The organism is Gordonia gummivorans (assembly GCF_022513585.1).
Lineage (GTDB): Bacteria > Actinomycetota > Actinomycetes > Mycobacteriales > Mycobacteriaceae > Gordonia.
Genome location: NZ_JAKWBF010000005.1, coordinates 91,732 through 115,768 on the forward strand (window position 1 = coordinate 91,732; position 24,037 = coordinate 115,768).

General features: G+C 67.4%; 19 protein-coding genes. 9 read left to right on the forward strand and 10 right to left on the reverse strand.

Annotated features, from left to right (window positions below):
- Positions 1–8: 8 nt before the first annotated feature.
- Positions 9–1,709 carry a fumarate hydratase gene (locus MKW15_RS05725; protein ID WP_240856614.1) on the reverse strand — a complete coding sequence of 567 codons (1,701 nt, stop codon included), beginning with the start codon at positions 1,707–1,709 and terminating at the stop codon, positions 9–11.
- A gap of 61 nt (positions 1,710–1,770) precedes the next feature.
- A complete protein-coding gene (gene glpX / locus MKW15_RS05730) occupies positions 1,771–2,766 on the reverse strand; it encodes a class II fructose-bisphosphatase (protein ID WP_240856615.1) in 996 nt (331 codons plus the stop codon).
- A 136-nt stretch (positions 2,767–2,902) separates the two neighbouring features.
- Here glpX and MKW15_RS05735 point away from each other — a divergent pair, with 136 nt between their 5' ends.
- Positions 2,903–3,481, forward strand: a complete 579-nt coding sequence (locus MKW15_RS05735; protein WP_240856616.1) for a DUF4245 domain-containing protein — start codon at positions 2,903–2,905, stop codon at positions 3,479–3,481.
- Between the two features lie 137 nt (positions 3,482–3,618).
- Complete coding sequence (locus tag MKW15_RS05740; RefSeq protein ID WP_240856617.1) at positions 3,619–3,915, forward strand: hypothetical protein; 297 nt, start codon at positions 3,619–3,621, stop codon at positions 3,913–3,915.
- Positions 3,916–3,917: 2 nt separating this feature from the next.
- Here MKW15_RS05740 and MKW15_RS05745 read toward each other — a convergent pair whose 3' ends face one another.
- The 3 genes from MKW15_RS05745 to MKW15_RS05755 are packed head-to-tail and all read right to left on the reverse strand — an operon-like array spanning position 3,918 to position 6,129.
- Positions 3,918–4,151, reverse strand: coding sequence for an exodeoxyribonuclease VII small subunit (locus MKW15_RS05745; RefSeq protein ID WP_240856618.1), 234 nt, complete (start codon positions 4,149–4,151; stop codon positions 3,918–3,920).
- Positions 4,148–5,416, reverse strand: coding sequence for an exodeoxyribonuclease VII large subunit (xseA, locus tag MKW15_RS05750; RefSeq protein WP_240856619.1), 1,269 nt, complete (start codon positions 5,414–5,416; stop codon positions 4,148–4,150). Before xseA ends, MKW15_RS05745 begins: the two co-directional genes overlap by 4 nt.
- A complete protein-coding gene (locus MKW15_RS05755) occupies positions 5,413–6,129 on the reverse strand; it encodes a lipid droplet-associated protein (protein WP_240856620.1) in 717 nt (238 codons plus the stop codon). Before MKW15_RS05755 ends, xseA begins: the two co-directional genes overlap by 4 nt.
- An 80-nt stretch (positions 6,130–6,209) precedes the next feature.
- Here MKW15_RS05755 and MKW15_RS05760 point away from each other — a divergent pair, with 80 nt between their 5' ends.
- The gene (locus MKW15_RS05760; protein WP_240856621.1) at positions 6,210–7,163 is read left to right on the forward strand and encodes a 4-hydroxy-3-methylbut-2-enyl diphosphate reductase; all 954 of its coding nucleotides are present in this window, start codon (positions 6,210–6,212) and stop codon (positions 7,161–7,163) included.
- Positions 7,164–7,402: 239 nt separating this feature from the next.
- Here the strand turns inward: MKW15_RS05760 and mycP are convergent, their stop codons facing one another.
- Entirely contained in the window at positions 7,403–8,812 is a 1,410-nt protein-coding gene (gene mycP, locus MKW15_RS05765; RefSeq protein ID WP_240856622.1) for a type VII secretion-associated serine protease mycosin, read from the reverse strand.
- Between the two features lie 3 nt (positions 8,813–8,815).
- Positions 8,816–10,309: a type VII secretion integral membrane protein EccD gene (eccD, locus tag MKW15_RS05770; RefSeq protein WP_240856623.1), complete on the reverse strand. Its 1,494-nt coding sequence runs from the start codon at positions 10,307–10,309 to the stop codon at positions 8,816–8,818.
- Between the two features lie 124 nt (positions 10,310–10,433).
- On the opposite strand from eccD, the gene eccCa reads away from it, so the two are divergent.
- Both eccCa and MKW15_RS05780 read left to right on the forward strand, forming a co-directional pair.
- Positions 10,434–14,516: a type VII secretion protein EccCa gene (eccCa, locus tag MKW15_RS05775; RefSeq protein ID WP_240856624.1), complete on the forward strand. Its 4,083-nt coding sequence runs from the start codon at positions 10,434–10,436 to the stop codon at positions 14,514–14,516.
- Positions 14,517–14,524: 8 nt separating this feature from the next.
- Positions 14,525–15,847 carry a type VII secretion-associated protein gene (locus MKW15_RS05780; RefSeq protein WP_240856625.1) on the forward strand — a complete coding sequence of 441 codons (1,323 nt, stop codon included), beginning with the start codon at positions 14,525–14,527 and terminating at the stop codon, positions 15,845–15,847.
- 7 nt (positions 15,848–15,854) lie between these two features.
- On the opposite strand, the gene MKW15_RS05785 is transcribed toward MKW15_RS05780, so the two are convergent.
- Positions 15,855–17,765 (reverse strand): vWA domain-containing protein, encoded by a 1,911-nt coding sequence (locus MKW15_RS05785; protein WP_240856626.1) that lies wholly within the window; start codon positions 17,763–17,765, stop codon positions 15,855–15,857.
- A gap of 231 nt (positions 17,766–17,996) precedes the next feature.
- Entirely contained in the window at positions 17,997–19,559 is a 1,563-nt protein-coding gene (locus MKW15_RS05790; RefSeq protein WP_240856627.1) for an HNH endonuclease signature motif containing protein, read from the reverse strand.
- A 392-nt stretch (positions 19,560–19,951) separates the two neighbouring features.
- Between MKW15_RS05790 and rplM the strand changes: the two genes are divergently transcribed.
- From rplM to MKW15_RS05810, 4 genes are read left to right on the forward strand one after another with little or no spacing between them, the layout of a single operon-like run.
- On the forward strand, positions 19,952–20,395 hold the full coding sequence (gene rplM / locus MKW15_RS05795; RefSeq protein WP_240856628.1) for a 50S ribosomal protein L13: 444 nt from the start codon (positions 19,952–19,954) through the stop codon (positions 20,393–20,395).
- The gene (gene rpsI, locus MKW15_RS05800; protein WP_240856629.1) at positions 20,392–20,994 is read left to right on the forward strand and encodes a 30S ribosomal protein S9; all 603 of its coding nucleotides are present in this window, start codon (positions 20,392–20,394) and stop codon (positions 20,992–20,994) included. Before rplM ends, rpsI begins: the two co-directional genes overlap by 4 nt.
- A gap of 2 nt (positions 20,995–20,996) precedes the next feature.
- On the forward strand, positions 20,997–22,340 hold the full coding sequence (gene glmM, locus MKW15_RS05805; protein ID WP_240856630.1) for a phosphoglucosamine mutase: 1,344 nt from the start codon (positions 20,997–20,999) through the stop codon (positions 22,338–22,340).
- Positions 22,337–23,032 (forward strand): HAD family hydrolase, encoded by a 696-nt coding sequence (locus tag MKW15_RS05810; RefSeq protein ID WP_240856631.1) that lies wholly within the window; start codon positions 22,337–22,339, stop codon positions 23,030–23,032. The genes glmM and MKW15_RS05810 overlap by 4 nt, the downstream gene beginning before the upstream one ends.
- 248 nt (positions 23,033–23,280) lie before the next feature.
- Here MKW15_RS05810 and MKW15_RS05815 read toward each other — a convergent pair whose 3' ends face one another.
- Positions 23,281–24,033, reverse strand: a complete 753-nt coding sequence (locus tag MKW15_RS05815) for an SDR family NAD(P)-dependent oxidoreductase (RefSeq protein WP_240856632.1) — start codon at positions 24,031–24,033, stop codon at positions 23,281–23,283.
- Between the last annotated feature and the right edge of the window lie 4 nt (positions 24,034–24,037).

The following is a 24,037-nucleotide window of genomic DNA, read 5'->3' on the forward strand; positions in this document are numbered from 1 at the left end:
GCGTTGCTTCACCGCTCCTTTGACCGAATCCGCACTCCGCCCAGCGGGACAGTGACTGCGCCACCGGGGTCGGTGAAGAAGTCGTTGCCCTTGTCGTCGACGACGATGAAGGCGGGGAAGTTCTCCACCTCGATCTTCCACACCGCCTCCATACCCAGCTCGGGGTACTCGATGACCTCCTGGCTCTTGATGCAATCGAGCGCGAGGCGGGCGGCGGGGCCGCCGATCGAACCGAGGTAGAAGCCGCCGTGACTGTCGCAGGCGTTGGTCACTTGCTTGGAGCGATTGCCCTTGGCGAGCATCACCATCGAGCCGCCCGCAGCCTGGAACTGCTCGACGTAGGAGTCCATGCGGCCGGCGGTGGTGGGTCCGAACGATCCGGACGCCATGCCTTCGGGTGTCTTCGCGGGGCCCGCGTAGTAGACGGGGTGGTCGCGCAGGTAGTCCGGCATCGGCTCACCGGCGTCGAGGCGTTCCTTGATCTTGGCGTGGGCAATGTCGCGGGCGACGACCAGCGGGCCGGTCAGCGACAGTCGAGTCTTGACCGGGTGCTTCGACAGTTCGGCGAGGATCTCCGGCATCGGACGGTTCAGGTCGATGTCGACGACCGCGCCGCCCTCGATGTCCTCGGCGACGCCCGCGTCGGGCATGTAATGCGCGGGGTCGGTCTCCAGCTGCTCCAGGAAGACACCGTCCGCGGTGATCTTGCCGAGGGCCTGACGGTCCGCGGAACACGAGACCGCGATGGCCACCGGGCACGACGCGCCGTGCCGGGGGAGGCGTACGACGCGGACGTCGTGGCAGAAGTACTTCCCGCCGAACTGCGCCCCGATGCCGAAGGACTGGGTCAGCTTGAAGACCTCCTCCTCCAGCTCTTTGTCGCGGAACCCGTGCGCCGACATCGAACCCTCGGTCGGCAAGGTGTCGAGGTAGTGGGCCGACGCGTACTTGGCTGTCTTCAAGGCGAATTCGGCCGAGGTGCCGCCGATCACCACGGCGAGGTGGTACGGCGGGCACGCCGCAGTGCCGAGTGAGCGGATCTTCTCGTCGAGAAACTCCAAGAGCCGCTTGGGATTCAGGATCGCCTTCGTCTCCTGGAACAGGAACGACTTGTTGGCCGAACCGCCGCCCTTGGCCATGAAGAGGAACTTGTACTCCGGGCCCTTCGGTCCCTGCTGGGTGGAGTAGATCTCCACTTGCGCAGGCAGATTGGTGCCGGTGTTCTTCTCGTCGTACGTCGTGAGCGGCGCCAGCTGCGAGTATCGGAGGTTCAGCTTGGTGTAGGCGTCGTAGACTCCGCGCGAAATCCACTCGCCGTCGTCGGCGCCGGTCAGCACGCCCTCGGATTTCTTGCCCATCACGATGGCGGTGCCGGTGTCCTGGCACATCGGCAGCACACCGCCGGCCGAGATGTTGACGTTCTTGAGAAGGTCGAGCGCGACGAAGCGATCGTTGCCCGACGACTCCGGGTCGTCGATGATCTTGCGCAATTGCGCGAGGTGGGCCGGCCGCAGGTAGTGGCTGATGTCGTGCATTGCCTCCGCGGTCAGCTTCTGCAGTGCTTGCGGCTCGACCTTCAGGAACTTCTGGCCGTCGACCTCGAAGGTCGACACACCGTCGGTCGTGATCAGGCGATAGGGCGTGTCATCGGCGCCGGAGGGCAGCAAATCGGCATAGCGGAACTCCGGAGCAAGGGCTGGTTTGCTCACCAGGAAATCGTATCGCCGCGTCGTGCGGCGCTCCTGGTGAGCCCAGGCTCACTAAATCGGGTCAGAGATCGAGGCGTGCGTACTCGCGCAACTTGGTGGTCTGGTGTACGGCCTCGATGCGGCGGATGGTGCCGGACTTGGACCGCATGACCAGCGAACGGGTGGTGGCGCCGCCGGGACGGTAGGTCACGCCGCGCAGCATGTCGCCGTTGGTGACGCCGGTCGCGCAGAAGAAGGAGTTCTCACCGGCCACCAGGTCGTCGTTGGTGAGGACGCGGTTGAGGTCGTGTCCGGCGTCGATGGCCTTCTGGCGCTCGGCGTCGTCCTTCGGCCACAGCTTGCCCTGGATCTCGCCGCCCATGCACTTCATCGCGACGGCGGTGATGATGCCCTCGGGGGTGCCGCCGACGCCCATCAGCATGTCGACGGTCGAGTAGTCGCCGGCCGCTGCGATGGCCCCCGCGACGTCGCCATCGGAGATGAGGCGGATCTTGGCACCGGCCTGCCGGATCTCGCCGATCAGGTCGGCGTGGCGCGGGCGGTCGAGCACGACGACGGTCATGTCGGCGACGTCGATGCCCTTGGCCTTGGCGACCGAGTTGACGTTCCACTCGATGGATTCGTCGATGTTGATGGCGCCCTTGGCTTCCGGTCCGACGGCGATCTTGTCCATGTAGAAGACGGCGGACGGGTCGTACATGGTGCCGCGCTCGCTGACCGCGATGACGGCGATCGAGTTCGGGCGGCCTTCGGCCATCAGGGTGGTGCCGTCGATCGGATCGACCGCCACGTCGCAGTCGGGTCCGTCGCCGTCGCCGACCTCTTCGCCGTTGAACAGCATCGGGGCCTCGTCCTTCTCACCCTCGCCGATCACGACGACACCGCGCATCGATACGGTGGAGAGGAGCTCGCGCATCGCGTCGACCGCTGCGCCGTCGCCACCCTTCTTGTCGCCGCGGCCCACCCAGCGCCCGGCCGCGAGGGCCGCCGCCTCGGTCACCCGAACCAATTCCATGGCGAGGTTGCGATCTGGTGCCTGATTGGTGCTCGTGGACATGTACTCGACTCCTCGGCGTCGGCGACGGTGCTCTGGTTCCCATCCTTGCATGTCACGCCGGACGTTCGGTCGGCGACCCCGCCGAGGTCAGAGGTGTCGGCCGCAGTGGGATTTGCCTCAGTGGGATACTCGGGGCATGGCACAGAAACCGCGGTATCTGACCAGCGGCAAGGACATGATCTGGTCGCTGATCCCGCTGCTGGCGATCTGCGCGTTCGTCGCGATCGTCTCCGGCAACTGCTCGGTGGGGCTCACCGGCCGCGCCGACGACGACCGTACGCAGGCCTTCGACGTGGAGCACGCGCTCAAGGCCGACGCGGCGGACATGCCGTTCCCGATTCGTCTGCCGGTCATGCCGTCGTCGTGGAAGCCCAATTCTGGTTCGGCGCCGTCGGTCGACGGGCATCGTGTCAGCACGGCCGGATGGGTGAGCGCCAACGGTGCCTATGTGCAGTTGACCCAAAGCGATGCATCCGAGGAGTCCCTGATCGGCTACTTGCGCGGCGACGAGGGCTACGACGCCGTGACCGCGGGTGGCACCCGGGAAGTCGCCGGTCGCACCTGGGTGACGTACTCGACGGGCGAGAAGAAGAAGTTCTGGATCACCGATCTCGGTGACGTGCGGATCGCGGTGCTCTCGCGTGGCTCCGACGCGGACATGGAGCAACTGGCGACCGCGACCCTCACGCAACAGCCGCTTCCGCGTCGCGGGTAGCGATACCTGCACATGAATGGCCACATCTGCGGTGACCCCGCGCACATCTGTCGTTCGAATGACCCGAATTCGAGTAGTGCGCTACTCGTGAGGTAGTGGCTCCGGATCCATAGCGTTTCCTATCAAGGAGGCGCGCCATGATGAATGACTCGAGATGGATCGGAGTGCTCTGGCTGCGCGGGGTCCAGGTGGCCGCTCTCATGGTGGTGGTGATCGCGGCAGTGGTGCCGTTCGCCCCCGCCGAAGGCCACGGCCTCACCCCAGACCTGACGAATGTCACCATCGACCCGATGGTGACGGCGATACCGGTCCGGGTAGCGGTGACCGAGCGGCCGGCTGGAAGCGTCGCTGTTCCGCCAGATTGCGCGCGATGCCGGGCCGCGGCCGCCGTGTTGTGGATGACCGACGCGGGGCAGCGGGCGGCACTGAGCTGAGGTCAGTCCTCTTCGGGATCGCCCTGGGACAGAACGGCTTCGATGCGTTCCCGTGCGCCGCTGAGGTGGTGTTCGCAACGCGTGGCCAAGGCCTCGCCGCGTTCCCACAGGGCCAGCGACTCGTCGAGATCGAGTCCACCGTGTTCGAGGGTGGCGACGATTTCGGCGAGTTCGTCGCGTGCCTGTTCGTAGCCGAGTTGTTCGACCGGGACGCGTTCGTCGTCGGGGCTGCTCACGAATCGTCTCCCTTGTTCGAGTTCTTTCCGTCGGCGGGCCCGTTCACGGTTGCCCGTGCAGCGCCGGTGGCGACGCGGATCCGCAGTTTCGCGCCGGGCGGCATGTCTGTCGCATCGGTGACGATCTGCGGGGCCGAACCGGCGGGCACGTCGGTGCGCTGCACCACCGCGTATCCGCGGGCGAGTGTCTGTGCCGGTCCCAGTGTGCCGAGTTGTGCCGACAGGTGGTCGACGCGGCGGTCCTGCATATCGATTAGCCGGCCGATGTCGCGCCGCAGAGCGCGACGCAGGTCGCCAACACCTGCGGCCTCGGCATCGATCAGCGTGTGCGGGCGTGCCAGCACCGGCCGGGCGCGCAGGCCTTCGACGATGTGGGTTTCGCGGCGCACCCAGTTGCGCAGGGCGTGCGCGCTGCGTCGGCGCAACGTGGCGATTGCGGCGAGCTCGGCGTCGACGTCGGGCACCACGCGTTTGGCGGCGTCGGTGGGGGTCGCGGCCCGCACATCGGCGACGAGGTCGAGGAGCGGGGCGTCGGGCTCGTGGCCGATCGCGGAGATCACCGGGGTGGTGCAGGCGGCGACCGCGCGCAGCAGCGCCTCGTCGGAGAACGGCAGCAGGTCTTCGACGCTGCCGCCGCCGCGGGCGATGATGATGACCTCGACGTCGGGGTGCTCGTCGAGAGCGGAGAGCTGGCCGAGGATGGCCGCGACGGCGGTCGGGCCCTGGACTGGTGCGTCGCGGATCTCGAAGCGGACCGCCGACCAACGCTGCGTCGCCACCGCCACGACATCCCGTCCGGCTGCGCTGGCACGGCCGGTGATGAGGCCAATGCTCTTGGGTAAGAAGGGAAGTGGCCGTTTGAGCCGACGGTCGAAGAGGCCTTCGGCGGCCAGGAGTTGCCGCAGACGTTCGATCCGGAGCAGGAGTTGGCCGATGCCGACCGGTCGGATGTCGCTGACGCGCAGCGAGATGGTGCCGCGTCCGGTGTAGTAGCTCGGGCGGCCCAGGACGACGACGTGACTCCCGTCGGTCAGCGGAACTTCGGTGCGCGCCAACAGATCCGGACTGCAGGTGACGGAGATGGAGATGTCGGCGGCCGGGTCGCGCAGGGTCATGAAGGCGGTTCGGGTGCCGGGACGCCGACTGATCTGGGTGACCTGCCCCTCGACCCAGATCTGGCCGAGCCGGTGAATCCAGTCGGCGATCTTGGTGTTGACGGTCCGAACCGGCCAGGGGTGCTCGGCGCTGTTCGGCGAGGAGGTCACGTGGTGGAGTGACGCTTGTTCTGCGCGGCGATCCGGTTGTCGAGCATCGTCACGAAGGGCGCGCGATTGCGGTTGGCCTTCTCGTAGTCGATGAGCGCTTGGAGGTCGTCGGAACTCACCGAGCGCAGCTTGGCACGCAGCTGCGCGAGGGTGAGGCCGTCGTACTCGATGTACTCGACGACCTCGGGTGCCGACTTACCTGCTGCTGCGGGCTTCTTCGCGGGCTCGGGTGTGGAACTGATCACATCGTCGGGTGCGGAGCTGTACAGCGCGAACCGGCCGGCGGCGGGTGCGTCACCATCCGGCGATGTGGCGGATTCATCGGTCGCGGGCTCGGGGGTGGTCGGCTCGGCCGGCTTCTTGGTGGGCGTCTTCTTTGCCGGGGTCTTTTTCGCGGGCTTCTCCGCAGCGGGTTTGGGTTTGGCCGGTTTGGTCTCGATGGGCGTCGCGGTCTGTGCGGTGAGGGCGTCGTCCTCGTCGAAATGCGCCCATGCAGGCTGTTCGTCGGGCTTGTCGAAGAGCATCTCGAGAGCGGCGTCGCCCTTGATGGCCAGCTCGGCTATGTTCTGTTGCGCGCGCATGCCCGCCTGCAGCGTCTGGCTGACCGCCGTCATCGGCAGGGTCACCAGCAGCGTGGGCAGTTTGCGGGTCTCCTCGATGGCCGTGACGATCAGTCCAGCGGCGATACGGGCCGGGTACGGTGCGCGAACCATGCCAACACTCTGCCATCACATCAGCGTGCATCCAACATGTGTATCCAACCGCGGGGCGTTCAGCCCGTACCCTGGAATCTATGAGTGATTCGAAGCGTGTTCTGCTCGCCGAGCCGCGCGGCTATTGCGCCGGGGTCGACCGTGCGGTGGAGACCGTGGAACGTGCACTCGACAAGCACGGCGCGCCCGTCTACGTCCGCAAGGAGATCGTGCACAACCGCCACGTGGTGGAAACCCTGAGCGACCGGGGTGCGATCTTCGTGAGCGAAACCGACGAGGTGCCCGAGGGCGCCATCGTGGTGTTCTCCGCGCACGGCGTGTCCCCGGAAGTGCACAAGACCGCAGCTCAGCGCAGCCTCAAGACGATCGACGCGACCTGCCCGCTGGTCACCAAGGTGCACCAGGAGGCCAAGCGATTCGCCCGTGACGACTACGACATCCTGCTCATCGGCCACGAGGGCCACGAGGAGGTCGAGGGCACTGCGGGCGAGGCGCCCGAGCACATCCAGCTCGTCGACGGCCCGGACAGCGTCGAGAAGGTGTCGGTGCGCGACGAGTCCAAGGTGATCTGGCTGTCGCAGACCACCCTGTCGGTCGATGAGACGATGGAGACGGTCAAGCGGCTGCGCGAGAAGTTCCCGCTGCTCGCCGATCCGCCCAGCGACGACATCTGTTACGCCACCCAGAACCGCCAGGTCGCGGTGAAGGCGATGGCGCCGCACTGCGAACTGGTCATCGTCGTCGGTTCCAAGAACTCGTCGAACTCGGTGCGCCTGGTGGAGGTCGCCGTGCAGAACGGCGCCCAGGCCGGCTACCTCGTCGACTACGCGCGTGAGATCGACGAGGCGTGGCTCGACGGTGTGACCACCGTGGGCGTGACATCAGGCGCATCGGTGCCCGAGGTACTGGTGCGTGGAGTGCTCGACTACCTGGCCGAACGTGGCTACGACTCCGTCGAGACCATCAACACCGCCAACGAGACCCTCACCTTCGCGCTGCCCCGCGAGTTGCGACCGGCGCGTACCGCGCGCTGAGTCTCCGCCCTCCGCCGGCTCAGGTACGGAGCACCGACCCTCCGCTGGCAGGCTGCGTTCCCCCCAGGTCAGAGCGCTGGTCATAAGACTCTTCGGAACAGCGTCCCACCCGCCGACGTCGTCGGCGATCGTGGAAGCGGGAAGAGCCAAGGTCGCCGAAGCGGTCTTCCGCAGCCCGATGGCGCCTCGGACTGCAGCGTTTCCGCAGTTCAGGAGGCCGAAGGGAGTACTTCTTCGCGTCAGAATTCGTCCGGATCGAGTCGTTTGATGCGTCGGTGCGGGAAGGCGATCGCCAGTACGGCAGCGATGACGATCCCGCAGACTCCGACGCCCGCGATCGCCACATTGCGGGCCGTGTGGTCGGGCGCCGGTGCCACCTGCGGCGCCGCGATGGGCGCGGGCGCATTCGGATCGGGTTCGCCCGCAGGAAGATCGGCGGTGAGCGCGGCGAGCGGATCGATGACCCCGTGGCCGATCTGCTGGTCGTGTCCGGTGCCAGGGGCGTGCGCGGTACGGATGATCCGATCCATCACCTGGCGGGCGGACAGTTGCGGGTATCGCGCGCGGATCAGCGCGGCGGTCCCGGCCACGTATGGTGTGGCAAAACTGGTGCCGGTCAACGGGATCGGGCCGTTCTGTGTTCGCTGGGCAGACACCAGCCTCGACGATCCGCGGGCGCTGTCGAGGCTGACGATCTCGGTGCCGGGCGCCGCCACCGACACCCACGGGCCGTTCAGACTGTTGGAGACCGGTGCGCCCGTGGCGGCGTCGGCCGAAGCGACCGCGAGAACCAATGGGGAGAACCAAGCGGGCGCGGCCACCGTGGTGACCGATCCCCAGCCCCGCTGATCGTCGGCGGCGGGCGGTGGATTCTGCGGCGTGCAGGCGCCATTGGACTCGACGTTGCCGGCGGCGACCACGACCACCACGTCGTGGTCGTAGGCGTATTTGACCGCCGCACCCAGGGCGGGATCGTCGAGTTGGTCTGCCGTCGGCGCGCAGGCCACCTGCGAGATGTTGATGATCGTCGCATCGAGATCCACCGCGCGGACGATGGCGTGCGCCAAGGTGCGGAGCGTTCCGAAACCGGCACCCACACCGGGATTCTTGTCGTCGCCGCGCCGATCCTTGGCCGCAAATGCGCCGCTCGACTGTCGGATGGCGATGATCGTCGCTGCCGGAGCGACACCCGAGAAGGCGTCGGTGCTACTCGGACGCCCGGCGATGATGCCGGCGACGAGCGTGCCGTGGGCGTCGCAGTCGTCGAGTCCGGTGCCGGTCGACACGTAGTCGCCGCCAGCGATCACGCGCCCGAGGCGAGGGTGCGGGGTCACCCCGGTGTCGATCACCGCGATCCGCTGCCCGGCACCGCGGCTGAACCGCCACAGCGCAGGGAGATTCATCATCGCCTGTGCCGGACTGGGTTTGAGGTATCCGCGCGTGGAGATCGCGGTGGTGCACAGGTGACTTTGTCTGGTGGCCTCGGGCGGGGCGACGGGGGCCGAGCGGATGAGGGACCGCGGGTTGATCGTCGGTGGGGTGATGGCCGCCGCGGGAATCGCGACCGACGCGAGGAGGGCCGATGCGAAGAGGGTTGGGGCGATCAGCGCCACCAGACCTGTCCCGCTTCGCCGCCGCCGATGAGCCATCGTCTACAGCTCCCGGACCATGCGGTAGAGGTCGAGTATCCACAGGAGCAGCGGCACGATGGCGGTGACGAGCACGTACTCCAGGACCTCGGCGCCGCGGCGCATGACGGGGGAGAACGCGATCTTCGGTGCGATCACCCCGAACACGATCGATGCCGCGAGCACCAGGACGGCGAGCGTGAAACCCACCACCGGCCACCGGTCGTCACCGAAGGCGAGTCCGGCGATCACGGCGATCACGGTGACAGCACCGCCGATGATCAGGGTTGCCGCCTGAATGAGATCGGTGTGTGAGCGGCCGCGCAGGCACAGCACCGCGCCGATGATGAACGCGAAAACGGTCGTCTTTGCGTTGAATCCGGTGTACGGGGCTGCCGCGAGGATCGCGGCGCAGGTGGTGACGGCGGTGACCCCGACGATGATTCCCGTCAGATACGCGTTCGCCACATACGACCGGCTCTCGAGTGCATCGGCCTTGGGTAACGCCATCGCGCCGATCGCGCCGATGCCCTCGATCGCCGGCCGCGGCTCGAGGTCGTCGACGTCGATGGGGGCGCCGGCCGTCGGCACCGGCGGCAGCGGCAACTTGGCGAGCACGATGGTGGCCCGTGGAGCGAGCGCGAGTACCAGGAGACCGACGGCGGCCACCACCGCAGCGACGTCGGCCACCGACGCCTCGATCAGGACTCGTGCTCCACATCCGAGCAATCCGAGAAGCGCGACGCTCGTGACGGCACTGTGCGTTGCGGGTCCGGTGCCGGTGACCCGGTAGGAGACCACCGCCGCAGCGAGCGTCATCGCGAAGCCCAAAGTCAGGTGCGCCGCACCGAACTGGCCCGGTGTGATGAGCATGCCGGTGACGCAGACCGCCGGCATCGCACACAGCGAGAGGATCGTCGACGTCGCTGTGTCCCGGTAGTACCTCGACACGATGGTGGCAGCGGTGATCAATGTGATCGCCAGCAACCCGCCGAGCCCGGCGACCCACAGGGTGCCGTCGGTGCGGCGGACCGAACCCAGGGCCACCGATCCGGCGACCGCCGCGACAATCGCAAGCCCGTAGCCCACGTGGCGCGCCGATGCTGCCGACCAACTGACGAACCGGGACTCGTTGAGGCGAGCCACCGCGTCGACCACATCGTCGAACAACACCGGCGACTCGCCCGTCCGTGTCGATGTCAGTAGCAGCAGATCACCGTCACGTATTCCAGACTCGGACAGGGATCGATTGAGGGCCAACGGGTTCTGACCCACCAGAGCGAGGGTCCAGCGGTTCTGCCGGTCGTGGGGACGGCCCCCGGCCGAAGCCTCGGAGTCCGGATGGTCGGGGTCGCGCCGCGCGGGGTTGCGCGACTCGATCTGCGCGACGAGGTCACCCATCAGGGCGGCAATCGGGACGGCGGCAGGCAACGCCACATCCAGCTGGGTGTTGCCACCCAGTACCGATACCCGGACGAGCGCGGGTTCGATCGCCAGGTGTGTGTCCACAGGCGTCATCAGGTGATCCTCCCCGAACAGTTGAACCGCTAACATAGCCAACCTCGGCGCAGTCCACTGCGGAGAATGCACAAGCTGGGGACGATGCACATGCGGGGTTGCTGGATCGGCAGGGGGAGGCGTGATGGTGACGACGACCGAGGGGTTCGTTCGACGACCCCGCATCACGCCGCCACGAACTCCGGGCGGAGAAGTCAACATCCAGGCCCCACCGGACGTTCCGCGCGTCGTGCCCGGCAGTCTCCTGGTCAAGCTGTTGCCGGTGGTCATGATCGTGGCCGTGGTCGGCATGCTCGCGCTGATGTTCGTCACCGGCGGACGCAACATCCTGTCCAACCCGCTGTTCATGATGTTTCCGCTCATGATGGTGATGTCGATGTTCGGGATGTTCGCTGCCGGTGGACGCGGTGGTCCGAAACGCGCGGCCGAACTCAACGAGGAACGCAAAGACTATTTCCGCTACCTCGGTCAGATGCGCGCGCAGGTGCTCGAGACGGTCGACAAGCAGCGCGCAGCACTCAGTTGGAGTCACCCCGACCCGACGGTACTGCCGAGTGTGGTCGGGACCCGACGAATGTGGGAGCGCCGGCCCAACGACGCCGACTTCGTGCACGCCCGGGTCGGCGTGGGGTCGCAGCGGCTCGCGACGCGGCTGATGGCACCCGAGACCGGTCCTCTCGAGGACATCGAGCCGGTCTCGATGGTCGCGCTCCGCCGTTTCGTTCGCACGCACTCGGTGGTGCATCGGCTACCCACGGCCATCTCGCTGCGGGGCTTTCCCGCGGTGAACATCGAAGGAGCGCGACAGGAGACACGAACCCTGGTCCGCGCGATGCTCCTCGAACTGTGCGTCTTCCACGGCCCGGATCACCTGCGAGTGGGCATCGTGACCGGCGATCCGGCGGGGGAGGTGTGGGACTGGGCGAAATGGCTACCGCACGTTGCACATCCGACCCTGCGCGATGGTGTCGGAGCGGCGCGGATGGTCTATCCGTCGTTGGTCGACCTGGAGAACGCGTTGGCGGCCGACCTGCTCGAGCGCGGCAGGTTCAGCCGGTCGGCGCCCCCGTCGGCCGGGCGGGCGCACCTGGTGGTGATCATCGACGACGGCTATGTGACCGGCGACGAGCGGCTGATCAACGACGCCGGGACGGAGGGCGTCACCGTCATCGACCTCACCGCCCCTGACGACGGTCTGGCCGCGCGACGGGGCTTGCAACTGGTCGCTCGTGACGGTCGCGTCGCCGCACGGAGTGCATTCGGCGTCGAGGAGTTCGCCGACATGGACTCGATGAGCGGCGAGGAGGCCGAAGCCATCGCGCGTCGGCTCGCGCGGTACCGCTTGGCGACCGCCGCCACGATGGCCAATCTCGAGTCGGAGGTAACCTCGACCGACCCGGGTCTCCCAGCGCTGCTGGGGATTTCCGATGCATCGCGATTCGACCCGAACATCGGCTGGCGGGGACGATCTGGTCGCGAGCGTCTGCGCGTACCCATCGGCTATACGCCGGCCGGGACGACGGTGGAACTCGACATCAAGGAGAGCGCACACGGCGGCATGGGGCCGCACGGATTGTGTATCGGCGCAACCGGTTCGGGTAAGTCGGAGTTTCTGCGCACCCTGGTGCTGGCGATGCTGGCCACCCATTCGCCATCCGAACTCAACCTGGTACTCGTCGACTTCAAGGGCGGCGCAACCTTCCTCGGGCTCGAGTCCGCACCGCACGTGGCAGCGATCATCACCAACCTCGAGCAGGAACTCTCGATGGTGGACCGGATGAAGGATGCTCTCTCGGGCGAAATGAACCGCCGCCAGGAGATCCTGCGCGCGGCAGGCAACTTCGCCAATGTCACCGACTACGAGCGCGCCCGCGCGTCGGGTGTGCGGCTGAAGCCGCTGCCCGCGCTGTTCATCGTTGTCGACGAATTCTCTGAACTCCTCTCGCAGAAGCCGGATTTCGCCGAGCTGTTCGTCGCCATCGGCCGGTTGGGACGGTCGTTGCACATCCACCTGCTGCTGGCGTCACAACGACTCGAAGAGGGCAAGCTGCGCGGCCTCGATTCGCATCTGTCTTACCGCATCGGGTTGAAGACCTTCTCCGCCAACGAGTCCCGCACGGTGTTGGGAGTACCCGACGCCTACCACCTGCCGAGCGTGCCGGGTTCGGCGTACCTCAAGTGCGATTCGTCGGAGCCGTTGCGATTCAACACCTCCTACGTGTCCGGCCCGTATCATCCGCCCGTCTCGGCGGATGCCGCCTCCGAACCGGCCCCGGCGTCTTCCGTGCCGCAGGGTCACCTCAAGGTGTTCACGGCACTGCCCGTGCCCTGCGACGATATGTCACCGCCGGGAGCGGGCCGCATGTCACCGACCGAGTCGCTGCTCGATCGCGCGGCAAGTCTTCTCGACGAAGAGCCGCCCGCTGGGTTGTCTGCGGTGGCGGTACCGAGTCTGCTGGAGACCCTGGTAGGCCGGATGGCGGGCAGCGGGCCGCCCGCACATGAGGTGTGGCTGCCTCCGCTCGACGAATCGCCGACCATCGACCAACTCCTCGGTCCGCGCGATTGGACTCGGCCTGCGGCGGTGGGGAATCTGGCGCTGCCGGTCGGCATCGTCGACCGGCCTTACGAACAACGACGCGACCAGTACGTCATCGATGTGTCCGGCGCCGCCGGAAACGTCGCGGTCGTCGGTGGGCCACAGTCGGGCAAATCGACAACGCTGCGCGCGCTCATCATGTCGGCGGCGGCGTCGCATACGCCGGAGCAGGTTCAGTTCTACTGCTTGGACTTCGGTGGTGGCAGTCTCGCCGGTATCGCGGGACTGCCGCACGTCGGCTCCGTGGCTACGCGCGGCGACATGGATGCGGTACGACGCACGGTCGCCGAGGTGGCTGCGATCGTCCGGGCTCGTGAGCTTCTGTTCGCGCGGTTGGGAATCGAGTCGATGCGCGACTATCGCACTCGGCGCGCCGAGTGGTTCGCGACCGGGCTCCTCGATCCGGCCGATCCGCTCGCCGAGGACCGATTTGGTGACGTCTTCCTCGTCTTCGACGGAATCGGGGTGCTGCGCAACGAATTCGAGTCCCTCGAAGACCAGATCAACGTGATTGTCGCCCAGGGTCTGTCCTACGGCGTGCACATCATCGTGTCCGCGTCGCGATGGGCCGAGGTGCGTCCGGCGATGCGTGATCTCATCGGCAGCCGACTCGAGTTGCGTCTCGGTGATCCGATGGACTCCGAAATGGGCCGTCGGGCTGCGCAATTGGTGCCACAGAACCGGCCAGGGCGCGGGCTCACCGCGCAAGAGTTGCACATGCTGATGGCCCTGCCGCGGCTCGACGGTGTCTCGACGGCCGAGTCCTTGCCCGCCGGGGTGGCCCAGGCCGTGGAGAAACTGTGTGCGGCCTATCCGGCACGCGCGGCGATGCCGGTCCGCAAACTCGGTACCGAGATCGGCGCCGAGGTGGTGGTTGCTGCGGTCGAGTCCGCGGGAATCACGCTGCGTCCCAACCAGGTTGCCATCGGTGTGGGGGAGCTCGTGCTCGCCCCGGTGGTGTTGGATTTCGGAACCCAGCCGCATTTCATGGCGTTCGCCGACGTCGAACACGGCAAGACGAATCTCCTGCGAACCATCGTGACGGGTCTCGTCGCGGGTGCGACACCCGACCAGGCGCGGATCGTGTTCGTCGACTATCGACGCACCATGCTCGGCGTCATCGACGGTGATCATCTGGCCGGCTACGCGAGTTCGGCCGAGCGGGCGGCAGTGATGATGCAGCAATTGGCCGGCTATCTGTCCGAGCGGCTGCCGCCGGAGGATCTGACGGTCCAGCAACTGCGCGAGCGTAATTGGTACGAGGGCCCGGACGTGTACGTCGTCATCGACGACTACGACATGGTCGCCACTGCGTCGGGCAACCCGATGCTGGCCCTCGTCGACCTCGCTGCGCATGCCCGCGACATCGGCCTGCATATCGTGCTCGCCCGACGGTCCGGTGGAGCGGGGCGGGCTCTGTTCGACCCGCTGATCGCGCGGCTCAAGGATCTGTCGTCCGATGTGCTGTTGATGAGCGGGGACCGGGACGAGGGGTACATCATCGGCCGGGCCCGGATGCAGAACCTCATTCCTGGCCGCGGCGAACTCATTTCGCGCAGCCGGCCACAGGAGATGATCCAGATCGCGTATACGGCGCCGGTCGAATGAGTCACGTGATGACGCAGGCGATACCCGGGAAGAGGGTTGCCGATCCGTCCGTCGTGATCGACCTCGGCTACGGTCGGGTCACCTCGTCGAGGACACCGGGTGCGGTGCTTGCCGACGTCGGTCAGATCCTCGATGCGGTCGACTCACCCACCGTGCGTACGGCTTCCGGAACCATGCCCGTCCGTCAGGCATGGCGGATGGTGTTTCACCAACTCGGACCTGCGATCGGCGGAGTGGACTCGGCTGCGCCCCTGATCGTCGGGCATCCGAGTACGTGGGGTCCGCGCCGGGCGTCGGTGCTGTCGGAGGTCGGTGCCTATGGCCGTGTCGTATCTCTCGTGCCGCGAGCGATTCTGATCGCGCGAAGTCACTGCGACCCAGCCGTCCGCAGGTGCGCGGTGGTCGAGACCACGCACGTGCCGCACCCGATTGTCGACCCGGTCCGGCCGCCGAAGCCGGCCTGGGATGTGGCGATCCTGCGCCGCGCAAGTTCCGGGTGGATGGTTGAGCGCAGTGCGGTGCTCGACCCTGCCGATGGGCAGGCCGGCGTGATGTCGATCATCGACGACGCGGTCGAGGCCGTGTTCGTCGATGGTGCCGACCCGGCCGATGTGGATGCCGCGGTCGAAGTCGTCACCGCGCATGCCGTTGCGGGGCGGGTCGTACCGGCCGAGCCTCGCCTGGTGCTGCGCTACGGCGCACGGACGGGAGGGGCCGCTCGTCCGCACTCCGATGCGGCCGAGCCGGCGCTCGCGGTTCCGGCACGATCGACCCGTCCTCGCACGGCGATCCTCGTGGCGGCAGCGGTGGTTGCAGTGCTCGCCGCGGCAGGTGTGGTGGCGGTGGGTATGGCGTCGCACCGCGAGCAGACGCGGGAGGTGGAACCAGGGTCGGTGGTCGTTGGGCGCACCACCCTGACGGTGCCCGGAGGTTGGCGGCAGACCGCGCAACCCACCCCGAGCGGCACACGCGCCGACCCGTCCACGTCGCGGACCTTGTTCGTGTCGGCCGAGGACGGGCGGCGAATTCTCCTCATCCAGACGCGCGTGCGGAGCGATTCGACGCTGTCCTCGGTGGCGACCAGCCTGGGTAACCGGATGCGGCAGCGCGGCGACGACGTGGTGACCGAGTTCTCGCCGTCGACGCGATTCGCCGGACGCGACGTCATCAGCTACCGCGAGGAGCCTGCGTCGGGAAGCGCGATCCGCTGGTACGTCATCGTCGACGACGGGCTGCAGGTGTCCATCGGCTGTCAGCCGGGCAACGCGGCCGAACCCGTCGACACCGAATGCGAGCAAGCGGTGCGGAGCGCGGTGATCGCGCCGCGGTGAGAACGCATCACTCGAACGGGCAGTGCTGTCCGTCGGTGAACCCAGTCCGCGCCCTGAGGGACGTCACGCGGCCGTCGGTGTCAAAAACCGCAGCAACGTAGCGTCCCGTGCTGGGCTCGAGGAAGAAATCTGCGGTCCCGTCGACCGACGACGTACGGCAGGTGCCCCTGGGGTAGCCGGCGTACGCCTGTCTGACGTCTGCGCGTGACGAACCGAGTTGCACGCCCTTGTCGGTGGCGAACCAGTCGAAGGCTGCGATCGTGCCATCGGGGTCAGCCCTGACCTGAGCGCTGTACTGATTGGAGTTCTGCGGGCGGAAGAAGAACAGTTGGGTTCCGGGTGGGTAGAGGCCCTGAGTGACCACCGTCTTGCTGACGTAGGTGTTCGGAATCTTCGACGACGGATCGCCGATGTACACCCCGCCTGCACCGCCGAAGGTCAGCAGGCTGGTGGGGCTCAGTGTCACCGAATCGTTCGTCGGCTCAGCGCGGCTCCCTTGGCAGATGTCCACCACGAAGTCCGAGGTGGCCAGTCCCGCGCGTGACGACGCGCGGCGCACCGAGCGGTATGTCCAGACGTCGTTGCACCAGCCGAGATCCGTGGCGAGCAACCAATCCGGAGTCTTCGGCTCGTCCGGCCCGTTCTGTTGACTGCTCCCTACGCCGATCGCTTCCGGCCCGCCCCACGACTCCCACACGATGTCGCTGATGGTGCTCGACGCGGTCGATGCGAACGAGATGCCGTTCGGTCTCTCTGTGCCGAAGCCAACCGCGTACTGCTCGTAGTTCGCCCGGCCCAGCACGGGAGGAGTCGCCGGCGCCTTGCTCGGCAGGCAGTGGCACAGCACCACCGACCGGACGGTACCGTCCGCGATCGCGTCGGCCCCGGAATAGCCGATCTGGTAAGCGGTTCCGGCCGCCTCGTCTGCGACAAAGACTGCCGTGTGGTCGCTGTCGGAGCGAGGTTGCCCGTACAGCTCGACCGCCCGCGACCCCGCGCTGCCGGCTGTCACACCGTCGATCGTGACGCCCGACGCGCCAGGCGGATTCCCGGGCGCGATCTCGACCAGCGTCCCACTCGCGTCGAACACGTAGGTGCAGTTCTCCCACACGATGATCGTGCGGTCGCCGTCTCGGGTGCCGGTGCGCGGGAAGCCCGGCACCTTGCCGGCGACGGTGTCGATTGAGTCGCCGATCGTGGCCTGTCCCTGGCCGTTGGGCGACAACCTCGACCGTGCGGCCTGCGCGTTCTGCGCGGCTGCCAGACGCGCAGTCATTTGTGCGGCGTTGTCGGCGGTCAGGAATACTCCGCCGCCCTGTTGGGCCACACACTGCAGCGACGGTGCGTCGGTCTTGAATCCGACGGCGCTGATCGTGACGTTCGGATGTTGCGTGCGAATGGCTTGGGCGGTCGCGCACGGATCGGGCTGACAGTTGGACTCGCCGTCGGACACCAGGACCATTGACGATGCGGTGTCGGGCAGCAACTTCGCCGCCTCGGTGAGGGCATCGCCGATTGGCGTGAAGCCCTGCGGGGTGAGTGCGCCCAGGGCGGCGTCGACCGACGACGGTTCGACCTTGCCCATCGGGACCACGACCCGCACGTCCCGGCAGCCCTGAGCTTGCGTGGTCGTCTTCGCCGACTGCTGCGAGCCGAACACGACGACGCCCGCCTCGGTCCCCGGCGGCAGCGAACCGACGAGAGCCTTGACCGCCGCGCGTGCGGCGGTCCACCGCGGACCTGGCGCGTCCTCTATCAGCATCGACTCCGACGCATCGACCACGACGACTGTCGGTACCGCGGCCGGCGCCACCACGTCGCCCGACTCGGGCGAGCTCTCGCCATCGATCGACGAGCACGCGCTGAACACCAGCGTCGCCAAAACGAAGGGGACCAACCATCGCCAGGTTGTCGACATGCGCGAAGTCTAGGAATCCGTTGACCGGGACGCAGCGCGATGCGGCCGATACAACTGTTCGGACGACAGATCCGTCAGCCGCCCCGACTTGCTGCTAGTGGCGTCGAGCCATTCCGCTCCCTGAGGCGCCGCCCTGAGGAGCGAGCATGCGAGCGTCTCGAAGGGTGCCCGAGGCGCTGGCCGAGGGCCTCGAAGGGCAAGCAACCCAACAGCATTGGCGACCACGAGAGCCTACGGCCAGGTGATGATGGTTTTGCCGGTGGTGGCGTGTCGCCAGATGACTGCGCGTCCTTCGGCCAACGTGGGTATCCAGATGTCGAGGTGTTTGAACTGGTGGCAGGGGATGCAGAGTGGGATGAGGTCGTCGGTGATCGTCCAGCCGCCGGCCATCGGGTCGGCGTGGTTGTAGGGCCGTACGTGGTCGAGTTGGCATTCGGCCACGGGTCGGCCGCAGTAGGGTCCGCGGCAGTGGTGATCAGTCAGCGCGATGGCGCGCCGCTGCGCGTCTGTTGGTTCGTAGTCCAACGCCCCGACCGGGGGTACAGGTAGCCCACCGTGTCCGGTGGGGTCGATCGGCTTCGGGTTCGGCGGGCGAGACAACACACGGATCGCGCCGGAACTGTCGCTGCTGCTGTCGAGGTGGGCGGGCACGTGGATACGCCCGGCCTTGCGGGGTCGTCCGGCGCGCAGCATCGTGATGCGCCCGTGCGGGTCGGGGTCGGTGGGATCGGTGCGATGCATGAACCGTTGGGCTTCGCGGTACATGCCGGTCCAGGTGGCGTCGGTGGCGAGTGCGCGGGCGTGGGCTGGGTCGATGACGCCGTAGCCGGGGACGAAGGGCACCATCTCCCCGGTCAGACCGGCCAGGGTGGGCGCATCGGTCACAACGACGACGGCAGCTTTGGTCGGTACCAGCGCTGTGGAGGGTTTCGCGGGCGCAGCGTCCGGCTTTGCAGCGACGTCAGCATCAATATCGATGTCGGTGACGTCGTCGGCGGGTTCGGGTTCGGGGTGAGGCTTCTGGTTCGCGCGCGCACCGCAGGTGTCTGACCCGCATTGGCACTCCAACTCGGTACGGCCGCGGGTGATGGCCACCAGCGCATCGGCACGTTGTTGACCGGGCAGGCGCGGGTCGTCGGCGCAGAGGTAGTGGTTGATCAGTCCGGTGATCCGGGATTGCAGGTAGCGGGCGTCGCCGAGTCCGAGGGTGGCTGAGATGGCGACCTGCCCGTACGGGGCTTTGGAGAAGCGGACGTCTTGGTAGCGTTCGGCGAACTCTTCCCGCACCTCGGCCGCCGCCAAGGGGTCCAGCGCGATCACCAGTTCATCCAACTTGTCCGAGAGCACCGCATTCGTCGACGCATCGGCCGCCAGGATCAGGGCGGCCTCCTCAGCAGCCGCCCGTTGCTCAGCATCCACGCCGCACACCGCGTGCGCGACCAGCGATGCCCGTGATTCGGACAGATCCCCGGCGAGGAACGCTGCCCGTACTTGCGGGAGGTCTTGCAGCAAAGCGCCGAGGGTCATCCACCGGCCGGCCGTCGCCGGGGGGACGGCGAAATGCAGGGAGACTTCGCGCAGGGCGGCTTTGTCGGGTATGCGTTTGCGATACCGGTCCGAATCGGCGGCCTGCACGCGGTCGAACACTTTGCGGCCCAGGTGGTAGGCGGCCAGGATTTTGCGGGCCATCACCTCGAACTCGATCCGGGTGAACGCCGAAGCTGCTGTGGCCAGGTCGGTTTCACCCGCGTCGGCCAGGGTGGCCTCGCTGGTGTCCCGCCCCGGTTCGAACATGTGTTCACTATCGCATGGGGGTACGACAAGAATTGTTCGGCGGAGTTCGGGGTGTGAGTTATCCACAGTGATCTCGACACGACGCCTCGCCCAGGGGCTCGGAGTCGGCTCGATCAGCGTGACCGGGCTCGGTGTCGGCTCGATCAGCGTGACGAGGCCGGCGGTGGGCTCGACCAGCGTGGGGCGGCGGGGGTGGCAGCGCCTCGGCCGATAGGGGCCGGCCGCGTTTTGACCCCGGACCTGGCGCTCCCGTACTCTGGATCGCTGGTGCGTGGCACCTGTTCACCTTGTGTGCGCAGGTAACAGCAGCTCCGGGTCCCCGCTGGTCGCCGGAATCCCTGCCGCCGATGCGCCCGACCAGTAGCAAACGACAACAAGAGTTGAGGACAACTGTGCCCACCTACACCCCGAAGGCCGGTGACATCACGCACGCGTGGCATGTCATCGACGCCACCGACGTGGTGCTCGGCCGCCTCGCCGTGCAGAGCGCGAACCTGCTCCGCGGCAAGCACAAGCCGACCTACGCGCCGCACATCGACGGCGGCGACTTCGTCGTCATCATCAACGCCGAGAAGGTTGTGCTGACCAGCAACAAGGCCGAGCGCAAGCTGAACTACACCCACTCCGGACATCCCGGTGGGCTCAAGTCCCGCACCACAGCCGAGCTCCTCGAGTCGCACCCCGAGCGGGTCGTCGAGAAGGCCATCAAGGGCATGCTGCCCTCGAACAAGCTCGGCCGTGCCATCGCTTCCAAGCTGAAGGTGTACGCCGGCCCGAACCATCCCCACGCGGCCCAGCGCCCCGTCCCCTTCGAGATCAAGCAGGTGGCCCAGTGACCAACGAGAACATCAGCGACGAGGCCGTGGAGGCCGCCGTGGAGAATGCAGCCGAGGCTCAGGCCGAAGCCGGTGACAACACCGCTGCCGCCGAGACCGCCGTCGAGCAGGCCGTGGAGAGCGTCGAGGCTGTGGAAGCCGCTTCCGACGACTACGACACCGCCGCCCCGGCCGCCGAGGTTGTGGCCGATCGCGGACCGGTCGTCATCGACCGCCCGATCCAGACCGTCGGCCGCCGCAAGGAGGCCGTCGTCCGCGTGCGTCTCATGCCCGGCACCGGTCAGTTCAGCCTCAACGGTGGACGTTCGCTCGAGCAGTACTTCCCCAACAAGGTTCACCAGCAGCTGATCAAGGCTCCGCTGGTCACCGTCGAGCGCACCGAGTCCTTCGACATCTACGCCAAGCTCGTCGGCGGCGGCCCCTCGGGCCAGGCCGGCGCGCTGCGGCTCGCGATCGCACGTGCCCTCATCGAGGTCACCCCGGAGGATCGCCCGGCACTGAAGAAGGCCGGCTTCCTCACTCGCGACCCGCGTGCGGTGGAGCGCAAGAAGTACGGCCTGAAGAAGGCCCGCAAGGCGTCGCAGTACTCCAAGCGCTGATCTTGGCACGCCTTTTCGGAACCGACGGCGTCCGGGGCCTGGCCAACGCGGAGCTCACACCCGAGCTCGCGTTGCGCCTGGCCTCGGCCGCCGCGGTCGTTTTCGAGGAAGACTCGCAAGCACCCACCACCCGCCCCCGGGCAGTGGTGGGCCGCGACCCGCGCGCATCCGGCGAGATGCTCGAGGCGGCGGTGTGCGCCGGCCTCGCCGCGACCGGCGTCGACGCCATCCGCGTGGGTGTTGTACCCACGCCTGCGGTGGCCTTCCTGACCGCGGACTACCGCGCCGACTTCGGCGTGATGATCTCCGCCTCGCACAACCCGATGCCCGACAACGGGATCAAGTTCTTCTCCGGCGGCGGACACAAGCTCGACGACGCGGTCGAGGACCGGATCGAGGCCGCCATGGCCGACGAGTTCATCCGGCCCATCGGAGCCGCGGTCGGTCGGATCGTCGACGCGCCGGATGCCGGTGAACGCTACGGCCGTCACCTCGCGGCCGCGATCAAGCAGCCGCTCGACGGGCTGACCCTCGTGGTCGACTGTGCGCACGGCGCCGCATCGACGCTGGGACCGCAGATCTACGAGGCCGCCGGCGCCACCGTCATCGCGATCCACGCCGAACCCGACGGCATCAACATCAACGAGGACTGCGGCTCCACCCACATGGACAAGCTGCAGGCCGCTGTGCTCGAACACGGCGCCGACCTCGGCCTGGCCCACGACGGTGACGCCGACCGCTGCCTCGCCGTGGACTCCACCGGCGCACTCGTCGACGGCGACGTCATCATGGCGATCCTCGCGACCGCGCTGCGCGAGCGAAACCAATTGCGCGACAACGTTCTCGTCGCCACCGTGATGAGCAACCTCGGTCTGCACATCGCGATGCGCGAGTCCGGGATCGAGTTGCGGACCACGGCGGTCGGCGACCGCTACGTGCTCGAGGAACTTCGTCGCGGCGGCTACTCCCTCGGCGGTGAGCAGTCGGGGCACATCGTGATCCCGGAGTTCGGCACCACCGGCGACGGCATCCTGACCGGCTTGCTACTTGCCGAACGCATCGCCGTCACCGGTAAGCGTCTCGCCGATCTCGCGAGTATCGTCACGGTGCTCCCGCAGGAGCTCATCAACGTCCGAGTTGGCGACAAACACGCTGTGGCGCAGTCGCAATCGGTGAAGCAGGCAGTCGTGGCCGCCGAGGTGGAACTCGGCGACACCGGACGGGTTCTGCTCCGTCCGTCGGGCACCGAACAACTCGTGCGGGTGATGGTCGAGGCGGCCAGCGCCGACGCCGCGCACTCGGTTGCGCGTCGGATCGCCGACGTCGTGGAGACCGCAGGCGGATGAGCGCTCCCCAGGCGGTCCTGTTCGACTTCTCCGGCACCCTGTTCCGGTTCGAGGCCCGCGACGACTGGTTCGACGGGCTGCACGACGAGCACGGCGACCCGCTGCACGTCGACACCCAGGCCGAACTGATCCGGAAGATGACGCAGCCGGTCGGCGTTCCCGACACCATCACCGGTGACGACCGAATCGCCTGGGAAAACCGGGATCTCGATCCCGCACAGCATCGCCGCGCCTATCTGGCGATGCTCGGACAGTCGGGTCTCACCGTTCCCGAGCACGCGGTGTCGCTGTACGAGCGGGTCCTCGATCCCGACTCGTGGGTGCCGTTCGACGACACGGTCGCCGTCCTGCAGGGGTTGTCCGCCGCCGGAATCCCGGTGGGCGTCGTCAGCAACATCGCTTTCGATCTGCGCCGGGTGCTACGCAAATACGGAGTGTTCGAACTCGTCAGCACGTACGCGCTGTCCTACGAAGTCGGTGCGATCAAACCGGATTCGGCAATTTTCGAAGCGGCACTCGACGCTATCGGCGTCGAACCGAAACACGCCCTGATGGTCGGCGACAGCGACGTCGCCGACGGTGGTTCCGTCGAACTCGGTTGCGCGTTCGCGCTCGTGCACGACGTCTCGCCGGCGCAGCGGCCGACCGCATTGCTCGATGCCGTGCGCGCGCACGGTATCGAGATCGGCTGAAGCCGCAGTCTCGCTGGTCGTGCGTTCCGCGACTCTCTTCCGCTGCCTGAGGTGCGACGAGCGCAGCGAGGAGCGTCGAAGGCCTGGTGAGCGGACATCGTTGTCTCACCAGGCCTTCGAGGCTCGTCGCTAGCGCTCCTTGCACCTCAGGCAGCGGTTGTTTGTTGCTCGTCGCACCTCAGGCAGCGGTTGTTTGTTGCTCGTCGCACCTCAGGCAGCGGTATGGGATAACCCAGCAATCGCTGAGATCAGAAGTTGCCCTTGGCCGCCCAGCCGCCGTCGACGGGGTAGATCTCGCCGGTGAGGAAATCGCCCTCGCGCATCAGGTAGGCGACCATCGACGCGATCTCCGACGGCCGGCCGAGCCGACGGACGATGTGCGCGTTGGCATTTGCCTGGCGCATCTCCTCGGTGATGTCGGCGAGGATGGGGGTGTCGATGGTGCCGGGGGCGATCGCGTTGATGAGCACGTTGTGCGGACCGTACTCGTAGGCGGCCTGCTTGGTGAGGCCGATGACGCCGCCCTTGGCGGCGGAATACGAAGCGAGATTGGGTAATCCGCGCAGCGCGGCCATCGACGAGATGTTCACGATGCGACCACCGCCGCCCTCGATCATGTTCGGGATCACCGCGCGCATACCGAGCCACACGCCCTTGAGGTCGGTGCCGACGACGTTGTCCCAGGCCTCCTCGGTGAGCCCGACCACCGAGTCCTCGCTGATCATGTTGACCACGCCCGCGACATTGGCCAGGCAATCGACCCGACCGTGCCGGTCGATGATGTCGGCCACCGACGACGCCCAGTCGTCGGCGACCCGGACGTCCAGTCGGATCGCCTCGGCGGAACCCCCGGCCTCGGCGATCTCCTTAAGGGTGACCTCGCAGTCCTGCAGGTCGGCGGCGGCGACGTGCGCGCCGTCGGCGGCGAGGCGGATGGCGGTGGCCTGTCCGATGCCCTGATGGGCTCCGGTGACGATGGCGATCTTTCCGTTGAGAGACATGTGT

Coding starts and splice junctions, on each gene's coding strand:
- glpX (WP_240856615.1), bottom strand. CDS start 2,766: ATGTCCACGAGCACCAATCAGGCACCAGATCGCAACCTCGCCATGGAA.
- MKW15_RS05735 (WP_240856616.1), top strand. CDS start 2,903: ATGGCACAGAAACCGCGGTATCTGACCAGCGGCAAGGACATGATCTGG.
- MKW15_RS05740 (WP_240856617.1), top strand. CDS start 3,619: ATGATGAATGACTCGAGATGGATCGGAGTGCTCTGGCTGCGCGGGGTC.
- MKW15_RS05755 (WP_240856620.1), bottom strand. CDS start 6,129: ATGGTTCGCGCACCGTACCCGGCCCGTATCGCCGCTGGACTGATCGTC.
- MKW15_RS05760 (WP_240856621.1), top strand. CDS start 6,210: ATGAGTGATTCGAAGCGTGTTCTGCTCGCCGAGCCGCGCGGCTATTGC.
- mycP (WP_240856622.1), bottom strand. CDS start 8,812: ATGGCTCATCGGCGGCGGCGAAGCGGGACAGGTCTGGTGGCGCTGATC.
- eccD (WP_240856623.1), bottom strand. CDS start 10,309: ATGACGCCTGTGGACACACACCTGGCGATCGAACCCGCGCTCGTCCGG.
- eccCa (WP_240856624.1), top strand. CDS start 10,434: ATGGTGACGACGACCGAGGGGTTCGTTCGACGACCCCGCATCACGCCG.
- MKW15_RS05780 (WP_240856625.1), top strand. CDS start 14,525: ATGACGCAGGCGATACCCGGGAAGAGGGTTGCCGATCCGTCCGTCGTG.
- MKW15_RS05785 (WP_240856626.1), bottom strand. CDS start 17,765: ATGTCGACAACCTGGCGATGGTTGGTCCCCTTCGTTTTGGCGACGCTG.
- MKW15_RS05790 (WP_240856627.1), bottom strand. CDS start 19,559: ATGTTCGAACCGGGGCGGGACACCAGCGAGGCCACCCTGGCCGACGCG.
- MKW15_RS05810 (WP_240856631.1), top strand. CDS start 22,337: ATGAGCGCTCCCCAGGCGGTCCTGTTCGACTTCTCCGGCACCCTGTTC.
- MKW15_RS05815 (WP_240856632.1), bottom strand. CDS start 24,033: ATGTCTCTCAACGGAAAGATCGCCATCGTCACCGGAGCCCATCAGGGC.